Origin of the sequence: Maribacter sp., assembly GCF_039968975.1 — a bacterium.
GTDB lineage: Bacteria > Bacteroidota > Bacteroidia > Flavobacteriales > Flavobacteriaceae > Maribacter.
On record NZ_JBDVOT010000120.1, the window covers coordinates 1 to 11,148 of the forward strand.

General features: G+C 35.2%; 10 protein-coding genes. 7 read left to right on the plus strand and 3 right to left on the minus strand.

From position 1 onward, the window contains the following. From ABJI11_RS08070 to ABJI11_RS08085, 4 genes are all read left to right on the plus strand, one after another. Positions 1 to 618: DUF1835 domain-containing protein (locus ABJI11_RS08070; RefSeq protein WP_348351064.1), on the plus strand; the 618-nt coding region annotated here is incomplete at its 5' end. A 1-nt stretch (position 619) separates the two neighbouring features. Beyond that, positions 620 to 1,486, plus strand: coding sequence for a nucleoside phosphorylase (locus ABJI11_RS08075; RefSeq protein ID WP_348351066.1), 867 nt, complete (start codon positions 620 to 622; stop codon positions 1,484 to 1,486). 55 nt (positions 1,487 to 1,541) lie between these two features. Continuing rightward, positions 1,542 to 3,578, plus strand: a complete 2,037-nt coding sequence (ppk1, locus tag ABJI11_RS08080) for a polyphosphate kinase 1 (protein WP_348351068.1) — start codon at positions 1,542 to 1,544, stop codon at positions 3,576 to 3,578. Further along, complete coding sequence (locus ABJI11_RS08085; protein ID WP_348351070.1) at positions 3,565 to 4,410, plus strand: substrate-binding domain-containing protein; 846 nt, start codon at positions 3,565 to 3,567, stop codon at positions 4,408 to 4,410. Before ppk1 ends, ABJI11_RS08085 begins: the two co-directional genes overlap by 14 nt. Here ABJI11_RS08085 and ABJI11_RS08090 read toward each other — a convergent pair whose 3' ends face one another. Together ABJI11_RS08090 and ABJI11_RS08095 are read right to left on the minus strand one after the other, a co-directional pair. Next, on the minus strand, positions 4,411 to 4,839 hold the full coding sequence (locus tag ABJI11_RS08090; RefSeq protein ID WP_348351072.1) for a response regulator: 429 nt from the start codon (positions 4,837 to 4,839) through the stop codon (positions 4,411 to 4,413). 80 nt (positions 4,840 to 4,919) lie between these two features. Next, positions 4,920 to 5,585 carry a uracil-DNA glycosylase gene (locus tag ABJI11_RS08095; RefSeq protein ID WP_348351074.1) on the minus strand — a complete coding sequence of 222 codons (666 nt, stop codon included), beginning with the start codon at positions 5,583 to 5,585 and terminating at the stop codon, positions 4,920 to 4,922. 155 nt (positions 5,586 to 5,740) lie between these two features. Here ABJI11_RS08095 and ABJI11_RS08100 point away from each other — a divergent pair, with 155 nt between their 5' ends. The 3 genes from ABJI11_RS08100 to ABJI11_RS08110 all read left to right on the plus strand — a co-directional run bounded on the left by ABJI11_RS08100 (position 5,741) and on the right by ABJI11_RS08110 (position 9,714). Then, on the plus strand, positions 5,741 to 7,912 hold the full coding sequence (locus ABJI11_RS08100) for a DNA mismatch repair protein MutS (RefSeq protein ID WP_348351076.1): 2,172 nt from the start codon (positions 5,741 to 5,743) through the stop codon (positions 7,910 to 7,912). A 159-nt stretch (positions 7,913 to 8,071) separates the two neighbouring features. After that, positions 8,072 to 8,476 carry a DCC1-like thiol-disulfide oxidoreductase family protein gene (locus ABJI11_RS08105; protein WP_348351078.1) on the plus strand — a complete coding sequence of 135 codons (405 nt, stop codon included), beginning with the start codon at positions 8,072 to 8,074 and terminating at the stop codon, positions 8,474 to 8,476. A 131-nt stretch (positions 8,477 to 8,607) separates the two neighbouring features. Continuing rightward, the gene (locus tag ABJI11_RS08110) at positions 8,608 to 9,714 is read left to right on the plus strand and encodes a DUF748 domain-containing protein (RefSeq protein WP_348351080.1); all 1,107 of its coding nucleotides are present in this window, start codon (positions 8,608 to 8,610) and stop codon (positions 9,712 to 9,714) included. Positions 9,715 to 9,722: 8 nt separating this feature from the next. On the opposite strand, the gene ABJI11_RS08115 is transcribed toward ABJI11_RS08110, so the two are convergent. Beyond that, entirely contained in the window at positions 9,723 to 11,024 is a 1,302-nt protein-coding gene (locus ABJI11_RS08115; protein WP_348351082.1) for a dicarboxylate/amino acid:cation symporter, read from the minus strand. Between the last annotated feature and the right edge of the window lie 124 nt (positions 11,025 to 11,148).

Consider the following 11,148-nt stretch of genomic DNA (forward strand, 5'->3'; position numbering starts at 1 on the left):
TGGTTGCTAACTCATAGAAAATACGCCCAAATATCATTGGTGTGTAGCGGTAAAGAAGACAAGTCTGATAAATTGTATAGTCTTAATGAGCTTTCTGACGAGCAGTTACTTGGCTTGTATAAAAACAAGAAGGTATTATCACAAGATGATACGGAATACGCAGATTATGTATGGCAGCTATATTGCAGTAATAATCCTATTCGCTTAGAAAACTTAACAGATTTTAATAACTATCAATTTGATTATCTAGGTGATGCTATTAAAACACATTTAAAACGTTTTCCTAGTATCAACAACGGTTTAAATGAAATGGAGAATACCATTTTACAACTTGGTATTGACAGAAAACCTAAATCTAAAACGGAATACATGGATGTTTTGCTTAAAAACCAAGGTAACTTAGGTTTTTCAAACACGCAATATGACCGTGCGCTTACTAGGTTAAAACCGTTGATTACAAGTCTAAACCCAGTTCGCCTTTCTAAAAAAGGTAAAGAAATTTTAGATGGTCAAACAAGTTATTATTCTTGCATACAAGACAATGATGTTTATTTAGGCGGTGCTTTGAAGTACAATTTCCTTTACAACACCACTACGAACCGAATCTTAAAATTATAGCATGCAATTAAAGCCTGCTGAGCTTATCATCAACGAAGATGGTAGCATCTACCACCTGAATTTATTACCAGAAGATATAGCTACTACCGTTATTACCGTAGGTGACCCAGATAGGGTTCATCAGGTTTCTCGTCATTTCGATACTATTGAAGTAAAAAAGGGAAAACGAGAATTTCATACACATACCGGGCATTTAAACGGTAAACGTATTTCGGTAATTTCCACTGGAATTGGTACGGATAATATTGATATTGTACTAAACGAGTTAGACGCTCTTGTTAATATTGATTTTAAAACAAGAACACTAAAAGAAGAACACACCACTTTAAATATTATTAGAATTGGAACAACTGGTGCCATTCAACCAGATATTCCTATTGATTCTTTTTTGATCAGTAAATATTCAATTGGTTTTGATGGATTATTGCACTTCTATGAGCATGATAAAATTAACTATCCTGAAATAGAAGATGAATTTATAGCTCATACATCTTGGAATGCTTATAAAGCTAGACCATATGTACTCTCCTACTCAGCAAAACTTGGAAAACTGTTCAGCGATAATCGTATACGATTAGGTTTCACCGCAACAAATACGGGGTTTTACGGTCCACAACAACGTCAATTGAGAATTAAGCCTAGTCAAATGGAATTACTGGAGAAATTATCGACCTTCAAATTCAAAGAGCTTAAATTAACGAATCTAGAGATGGAAACTTCAGGCATTTATGCCCTAGCTCAGCTCTTAGGACACGAAGCGGTTTCTATGAACTGTATTTTAGCCAATAGATCAACAGGCGAGTTTTCCGTGACCCCAACAGCATCTGTTGATAGGTTAATAGAATTTTGCCTGAAACGATTGGCTTAACTTACTTTTACAATATCTTAATTATTGTATTTCTAAATTTTACGCAAATCTTATCATGAAAAAAGACAACCTAAAACATAGAGATATTAATTGGCTTTATTTTAATGAACGTGTTTTGCTTGAAGCTAAAAGTGCCGACACGCCGTTATTAGAACGATTAAAATTTTTAGCCATTTTTTCATCTAACCTAGATGAATACTTTAAAGTACGCGTTTCTCAACTACGTCAAATAAAGCATTTAGATAAAAAGTTTCGAAAGAAACTAATGTTTAAAGCCAATAGCACTTTACAACACATATTACAAACCATCCATGAACAACAAGTTGAGTTTGGCAATGTTATTAAGGCGACCCTTTCCAAATTAGAGGATCATGATATCTATGTTCGCAATACTTCCAACTTTACCAACGAACAAAAACAATTCTTAGAATCATTATTCGACGAGCGTATAAAAGAGTTTTGTGCCGTACACAAGGAAAACCTTGAATTAACGGATGGCGCCCTTTATTTGGCGGTAGCCCACCCAAACCAAGAATATAGTATTGTCGAGATACCCACTGAAAACCAAGACAGATTTATAAGTTTACCCGGCGACGGACATCAATTTTGTTTCCTTGATGATGCCATAAGGTTAAACATTCAAAAATTACTACCTGGCAAAGAAGTAATTGGTTGCTATTCTATAAAACTTTCTAGAGATGCCGAATTGTATTTAGAAGACGATTATTCTGATATTGAATTAGTAGAAAAAATTTACAATTCGTTGGATAAACGTTTATACGGACAAGCAACCCGTTTATTGTATGATGAATCTATGCCAAGTTGGTTGATAGAATCGCTTAAGACAGATTTTAAATTAGGCACGGTAGATTTATCGCCCGGTGGAGCATATCATAATCTATCAGATTTCTTCTCTTTTCCACTACCAGCAGGAACAGAACACTTACAATACCAAGCCAAACCGGCTTTACCCCATTCAGAATTATCATTTACGGAGAATGTTTTTGAAAGTATTTCAAAAAAAGACCAATTGGTACATTTTCCGTATCAGGATTTTAAAGTGGTTGAAGAGTTTTTGACCACAGCAGCTACAGACCCCAATGTTAGTGCTATAAAAATGACTATTTATCGTATTGCCAAATCTTCATCACTGGCAGACGCAATTTTAACCGCATTAGGCAATGGTAAAGAGATAACCTTATTTGTAGAAGCTCAGGCTAGATTTGATGAAGCCAATAATATAAAATGGGGACGTATTTTTGAGGAAAAAGGTGCCAAAGTTATTTTTAGCATACCCCAAGTAAAAGTGCATTCTAAAATAGCAATGGTATTTAGAAATGAAAATGGCAAATTAAAACGGTACGCTTACATTGGTACCGGAAATTTCAATGCTAAAACCTCTAAAATATACTGTGACCACGGACTTTTTACTGCTAACAAAAAAATAACCAAAGATTTAGGTCAGGTTTTTCAGGTTTTGGAAAGAAAAATTATTGTCCCAAAACTAAAACGTCTAATGGTATCACCATTTACCACAAGAATTACGTTTTTAAACCTTATTCAAAACGAAATCAACGCTGCGCGAGAGGGTAAAAAGGCTGCCATTACTGCAAAAATGAATAGTCTTGAAGATTCTGATATGATTAGGGCGTTATACAGAGCCGTTAATGCCGGTGTAGAAGTCAGACTCATCGTTAGAGGGTTTTGTTGCTATTTAACCGCCAATGAAGACCCTAGCGAGGGAATGAAGGATAATGTTTTCATCACTAGTATTGTAGATCGATATTTAGAACATGGTAGAATTTACCTTTTTGAAAATGGAGGAGACGAATTGATGTATATTGGTTCTGCAGATTGGATGACACGTAACCTAGACCGACGAATAGAAGTGTTGACACCTATTCTAGATGCCGATATTTTTGAAGAACTAAAACATATTTTAACCCTGCAGCTTAATGATAACCAAAAAGCTCGTGTTCTAGATTTAGAAAACTCCAATAAAAAAGTAGTGCAATTACCTAATGAAGAAAGTATTCGCTCTCAATATGCCATATATGATTACCTTAAAAATAAACTAGATGAAAACCGTTAGAATTATAGGTGTACCAGAACATTTTAACCTTCCATGGCACTTGGCTATCGAAGAAGGTGCATTTGAAGAAAGAGGAATTAATTTAGAATGGACAGAAGTACCGGAAGGTACCGGTAGAATGAGCGAAATGCTCAAAAATAATGATACCGACCTAGCCATTATCTTAACAGAAGGTATAGTTAAAAGTATTACCGAGGGTAATGCCGTAAAAATTATTCAAGAATACATTGCCTCTCCCCTTCTTTGGGGAATTCATACAGATGCAAAAAGCTCTTTCACCTCTCTGAAAGATTTAAAGGGTACTACAGCGGCAATCAGCCGCTACGGTAGCGGTAGTCACCTAATGTCTTACGTTCAAGCCACAGAGATGGGCTGGGATACCAAAAATTTAAAATTCGAATTAGTAAACAATCTAGACGGAGCAGTAAGAGGATTATCTTCTGGAAGCGCCGATTATTTCATGTGGGAGCGTTTTACCACAAAACCATTAGTGGATAGTGGTGTTTTTAAACACTTAGGAAATTGCCCTACACCATGGCCGTGTTTCGTTTTGGTAGGTACAGATTCATTTCTAAAAGAAAATGAGGGTATATTGAACCACATACTTGAAATCATTAATATGTACACCGTTGAATTTAAACAGATTCCTAGAATAGATGCTACATTAGCCAATAGATATCATCAAAAATTAGAGGATATACAAGAGTGGTTGCAACTTACGGAATGGAGCCAAAAACAACTACCAGAAAGCACGTTGATTAAAGTTCAACAGACATTAATGGAATTAAATTTGATAGAAAAAGAGCTTCCTCTATCTCAAATATTAAAGTAATTATATCGCAGCTAAGCTAAAATGCTTCTGAATTAATGCTTTGAAAGTTTCATCAGAAAGTGGTTTTTGAGCAAAGTCGGCAATATACTTATCATCGGTAGCACGTTCTTTATCCTCTTTGTTATCACTTATGGTAACCAGAACAATAGTAATTTGATCTTTAAGTTTTTTAGGGACCAAGTTATCATAGGCATCCATAAACTGCCAACCATCCATAACAGGCATTCTTAAGTCTAGCATAACCATACACGGCAATTCTAATTGCTCTTGACCTTTACCAAGTATAAAATCTATGGCTTCTTGACCGTTTAAAGCAGAATTGATATTTACATCCATATCCAACTTATTGATAAAGATGGAATGTAAGAAGTTACTTGCATCATCATCATCTACTAACAAAATAGTATTTAACCTATCTAAATTATTCATTTGAGCTGTTATTTAAGTTTTGATTTACCATTGCGCCCCAAAGCACAATCTAAATTTAAAGCATTTATTAAATATTTAACTTACCACGTGATTGTTTTATTGTCTAAATCATCTAATATTTTATTACAAGATGAAAAATGATGGTTTCCGAACCAATATCCGCGATTGGCACTTAGCGGTGAAGGATGACCAGATGTCAATAATGAATGTTTCTTTGCATCAATAAGCTTTGCTTTTTTCTTAGCAAAGCCTCCCCATAACATAAAAACAATGTGATCGCTATGTTCTGAGAGTTTTGAAATCACAGCATCGGTAAAGACTTCCCAACCATGTTTTTGATGGCTTCCGGCCTCATGTGCTCTTACGGTAAGTGTAGCATTTAACAACAAAACACCTTGTTTAGCCCATCGTTCAAGATTTCCGCTTTCTGGATAAGAAATATTTAAATCGCTCTCAATCTCTTTAAAAATATTTACTAATGATGGTGGATGTTTTACCCCATCTTTTACCGAAAAACATAAGCCGTTAGCCTGATTGGGACCATGATAAGGATCTTGACCTATAATTACAACATTGGTTTCTTCAAACTTACAATGATTAAATGCCGAAAAAATGTCAACATACTGTGGATAGCACGTATTCACCTCATATTCAAGTTTTACAAATTGCATTAAATCTTTGAAATAAGGTTTTTCAAACTCTTCCGCTAACTCATTTTTCCAGCTTTTATCCAAAACAATATCCATAGTATTCCGTATTCCTGATTTAAAATCAAAGTTACTGTTAACCTAATCAAAAATCAACCGCTACCTATTATTACAGATATTCAAAACAAGGTCAGTATAATCCAATATTAAATTACATTGTCAATGCGTACCTTTGCAACTCATTTAAATAGAACGTGGCAAACATACATTCAAAAACATTACAAGATTTAGAATTCCCTTCTGTATTACAACAAATTTCAGCACGCTGTCATACGGAATTAGGCAAAGAAGCGGCACAGGAAATTGCCCCGTTCATCACTGACGAGGTTATTAAAGTTGAGCTTGGTAAAACAGCAGAATACTTATCATCACTTATTAGTGAAAACCGGATTCCTAATCACGGGTTCGATGCCATTAATGCCGACCTGAAACTTCTAAAAATTGAAAATACTACGTTAGAACTACAAGGGTTCAAAAGAATCGCAAGTATCTGTATCACAGTAGCACAACATCAAAAATTCTTTAAAAAATTTAAGGAATACTATCCCCTATTTTACGATTTCGCACTAAAGCTTGAGCAAAACACGGAAATCCCTGTTTTGATTAACAATGTAATTGACAGATTTGGGGAGGTAAAAGACAATGCTTCTGATGAGCTATTTACCATCAGAAGACAAATAAATGCAGTTCGTGGAAAGATTAGTCAAAGCTTTGGTTCCGCCTTGAACACCTATCAATCTTCAGATTATTTAGACGAAATAAGGGAATCTGTGGTAGAAAACAGACGAGTTTTAGCTGTCAAGGCAATGTATCGCAAGAAAGTGAAGGGAGCCGTAATGGGAACTTCCAAAACCGGTAGTATCGTTTACATTGAGCCTGAAGCTGCTTTAAAATATAGTCGTGAACTCAATAATCTAGAATTTGAAGAGAAGGAAGAAGTACAGCGCATACTAAAGCAATTAACAAACCAAATAAGACCATTTAGAGCGCTTTTAAGCGATTATCAAAATTTTCTGACGCAAGTGGACGTTATTGCCGCAAAAGCCAAGTACGCAGAAGATATTAACGCTTTATTACCAAAAATCAATACCAACAATAGATTGTTTTTACGAGATGCTTATCATCCCCTGTTGTTTTTAAATAACAAACGAAAGGGAGAAAAGACCTATCCTCAAACCATTGAGCTGCATGATGAAAATAGAATTATAGTTATTTCCGGTCCTAATGCCGGTGGTAAGAGTATTACATTAAAAACTATTGGCTTACTTCAAGTAATGCTTCAAAGCGGAATGTTGATTCCCGTTCATGAAAGAAGTGAAGTTTGTTTCTTTAAAAAGATTTTAACAGACATTGGAGATAACCAAAGTATTGAAAATCATCTTAGTACGTACAGTTACCGGTTAAAGAACATGAACCAGTTTTTAAAGCGTTGTGACAATAACACTTTATTCCTAATCGATGAATTTGGTACCGGTAGTGACCCAGAACTTGGCGGTGCACTTGCAGAAGCCTTTTTAGAAGTTTTCTACGAAAGGGGCTCATACGGTGTAATTACGACCCACTACGCCAATTTAAAAGCATTGGCAAACGAGTTACCACATGTAACAAATGCAAATATGCTTTTTGATGGTAAAACGTTAGAACCTACATTTCAATTAATTTTAGGGCAAGCCGGTAGTTCTTTTACATTTGAGGTCGCTCAAAAGAACGGTATACCCTATTCATTGATTAATAAAGCTAAGAAGAAAATAGAGCGAGGCAAAGTTAGATTTGATGCCACTATTGCCAAACTGCAAAAAGAGCGTAGTAAAATGGCACAAACCGGCTCTAGGTTAAAGGAGGAAGAAGCTAAGGCTAGAGAAGAGAATGAAAGGTTAGAAAAATTAAATGCCAAAATAAAATCAAAACTTGAAAACTACCAAGAACTCTACGATCATGATCAGCGTATGATACAATTGGGCAATAAAGTAAATGTTGCCGCAGATAAATATTTTCAAGATAATAAAAAACGACCTTTAGTTTCTGAGTTATTGAGAATCGTTGAAACAGAAAATAGCAAGCGAAAGAAGAAAACTGCGAACCAGGCCAAGGCTGAAAGAGCTAAAAAAGCAAAAGTAGCCCAAGAGGTCCAAAAAGAGGTCAAGGTAATTCGTGAGAAAAAGAAAGTTGAAAAGAAAAAAGCTATTTTCAAGGAAAAGAATAAGCCTAGACCTGTATTTAAAATCGGAGATCGCGTTCGTATGTTAGATGGTAAGGCAGTTGGCAGTATTGATTCACTTGAAAAAGGCAAAGCTATTGTCAACTACGGCATATTCACTACCAATGTTAGTGTAGACCAATTGGAGATGGTTCAAAAAAAGAAATAAGTCTCTATGACAATAAGTTACATTAAATCGTATACGATTGATTAGAGTGTAAAAACCAATAATATCCCATCATTTAAAGATTATTTACAACTATTTCTTGATACAGATTTTATAAAAATGTTATGAACGGTTGTTTAAATATTGTTTTAATTTTGTCCTGTGAATTCAAATAAAAAAATCATTCTTTTTGATGGTGTTTGCAATCTATGTAACAGCAGTGTTCAGTTTGCTATTAAGCGTGATGTAGGTGATATTTTTAGATACGCTGCCCTACAAAGCGAAATAGGTAAAAAATTATTAGCAGAGCGTAATATTGATACGAATGAAGTAGATTCCATAATTCTTATTAAACCTAATATAGCCTATTATACAAAATCTACGGCAGCGTTGGAAATTGGTAAGGACCTGAAAGGACTTCGTACAATTTCCTCTATTTTATTATGGTTTCCGGAGTCTTTTAGAAATATCGTATACGATTTCGTTGCCGCAAATAGGTACAAATGGTATGGCAAAAAAGAAGCTTGCATGATACCTACCGAAGAATTAAAGAGTAAATTCATTTAGAAATAACTTTAATACCCTCTTAAAGTATTTTTAATCCTAATTTAAAAACTTTTACCCCTAACACTTTCTAACTCAATCCATTTAATTTCAATCATTTATCTTATCGCGGTAGGTGATAAAAATTAAATTACATGAGTAAAGAACACAAGAAAAGTTACAAAAAGAAAAGATATGTGATACCGGCAGTTTTAATTATACTGCTTATTGTAATACGTTTATCCCTTCCCTATTTTGTAAAAGATTACGTTAATAAAGTTTTAGCAGACATACCTGGTTATAACGGTCACGTTGAAGATATTGATCTATCTATTATAAGAGGTGCATATACGATACACGGTATGTATCTGAACACCGTCAATGGTAATACCGAACTTCCTTTTTTAGATTTTAAGAAGACCGACATATCCGTAGAATGGAATGCCCTTTTAAATGGAAAAATAGTCAGCGAAATTGAGATGACAGAACCTACTATTTTATATGTATTTGAAGACCAACAAGACACAACCGGCGTAGCCGACACAGAGGATTGGTCTAAAGCACTTACAGATTTAGTACCTATAGACATTAATCAGCTTACTTTAAAAAATGGAAAATTTGCTTTTTTACAATTACAAGCAGATCCAAATATAGATTTACACTTATCTAATGTTGAATTATCAGCATCTAACCTTAGAAACGTAGTTGAAAAAACAAGAACCCTACCTTCTAACCTACATGCTACCGCCACATCTATAGGAAATGGAGATGTCATATTAGACGGAGATATGAACTTGGTTAAGGAGATTCCTGATATGGATTTGTCCTTTAGTCTAGAAAATGCTAATGCCAAAGCCTTAAATGACTTCACAAACTTTTATGCGGGTATCGACTTTGATGAAGGTTCTTTTGACCTATTTGGAGAATTAGCTATTGCCGATGGCTATATGAAAGGTTCTTTTAAACCTATTTTAAAAGACGCCAAACTAATAGGCAAAGATGACGGATTTCTTCAAACACTATGGGAAGGTTTCGTAGGCTTTTTTAAGTTTATTCTAAAAAACCACAAGAAAGATACCTTGGCCACAAAAATACCTGTAGAGGGAGACCTTAGCAACGTTAAAACGAAGATTTGGCCAACAGTCTCTAGGATATTTAGAAACGCTTGGATACAAGCCTACAAAGAAGTTGCAGATGATGATCTTAACTACGAAGATGCTACTAAAGGTGCTGACAAGTTAAACAATAAGAAATCTAAGTAATAAATACTTTATTTCTTATAGTTGTCATCCCAGTTCTTGACTTTTGGCTCATTTAGTTTACCAACGGATTTTGCTACCATCATAGATACAGATGCATCACCAGATACGTTTATAACCGTTCTGCACATGTCCAAAGGTCTATCTACGGCAAAGATCAAAGCTAAACCTGCTTCAGGAATTCCTGCTTGCGCAAGTACGATAACCAGCATGACCATACCTGCTCCTGGTACAGCGGCACTACCTATAGAAGCCAATGTTGCAGTGACAATAATTCCCAATTGAGCAGATAAACTTAACTCCATACCAAACGCTTGTGCTATAAATACCGCTGCAATAGCCTGATAAAGACTAGTTCCATCCATATTTATAGTCGCCCCAATAGGCAGTACAAAACTTGTTACTTCTTCGTCTACGCCCAAATGTTCTTCAACCCTTTCCATAGTCACCGGCAAAGTTGCAGCGCTTGAACTCGTAGAAAAAGCTAGGAGTTGGGCAGGTGACATACCTTTCATAAATGTATTAGGTGAGGTTTTAGTAAATACCCAAACCAAAAGAAGATACACACCTAACATTAGTCCAAGCCCTAATAATACACAAAACGCATACCATGCCAATGCTTTAAACAAATCTAAGCTAGGCGATTCTACAATCAAAGCTGCTAATAAGGCAAATACACCGTATGGCGCAGCCAGCATTATCAAATCTATCAGCTTTAATATAACCTCATTAAATCCATCAAAGAACTTTTTAACAGGTGTTGCCTGTTCTTCAGGTATCAATATTAATCCTATACCGAAGAAAATGGCAAAGAATATAACTTGTAACATGTTGCCATTATCAGAGGCTGCCGCAAAGATATTACTTGGAACCAAATCCTCTAAAGCCTGTAAAGGTCCGGCTTCTTTTTGTTTATCAGCTTTACTTTTAATAGCATCGGCGTCACCTTTATAGTTTTCAACCAATTCCAATCTAGTAGCCTCAGTAATAGACGCTCCTGGTTTTACAATATTAACAACACCTAATCCAATAGTAACTGCTATAACTGTTGTTGCGATGTAGATACCGATAGTACGACCGCCCATTTGAGAAAGTTTAGAGATATCCTTTAAGTCGGACACCCCTTTTATCAAAGAACCTAAAATAAGAGGAACGGCAATAAGCTTTAATGAGTTGATGAAAATATTACCAAAAGGTTTAATCCAATCTGAAATGAATTTTGGTCCCCAATCTAATTGAACCATGGCTAAAGCAAATAAAACCCCTGCTAACATTCCGATTAGAATTTGCCAATGCAACTCAAGCTTCCTCATATAATAATTAGTTTAGGGAAGTAAGATAGTATTTTGCAAGGAAAAGTACTAAAAACGCAACCTATAATTTTATAGTACGGTTTAATAAGGTATAATCTGCTAAAACCAATGCAGTCATAGCCTC

Coding starts and splice junctions, on each gene's coding strand:
- ABJI11_RS08075 (WP_348351066.1), top strand. CDS start 620: ATGCAATTAAAGCCTGCTGAGCTTATCATCAACGAAGATGGTAGCATC.
- ppk1 (WP_348351068.1), top strand. CDS start 1,542: ATGAAAAAAGACAACCTAAAACATAGAGATATTAATTGGCTTTATTTT.
- ABJI11_RS08085 (WP_348351070.1), top strand. CDS start 3,565: ATGAAAACCGTTAGAATTATAGGTGTACCAGAACATTTTAACCTTCCA.
- ABJI11_RS08090 (WP_348351072.1), bottom strand. CDS start 4,839: ATGAATAATTTAGATAGGTTAAATACTATTTTGTTAGTAGATGATGAT.
- ABJI11_RS08095 (WP_348351074.1), bottom strand. CDS start 5,585: ATGGATATTGTTTTGGATAAAAGCTGGAAAAATGAGTTAGCGGAAGAG.
- ABJI11_RS08110 (WP_348351080.1), top strand. CDS start 8,608: ATGAGTAAAGAACACAAGAAAAGTTACAAAAAGAAAAGATATGTGATA.
- ABJI11_RS08115 (WP_348351082.1), bottom strand. CDS start 11,024: ATGAGGAAGCTTGAGTTGCATTGGCAAATTCTAATCGGAATGTTAGCA.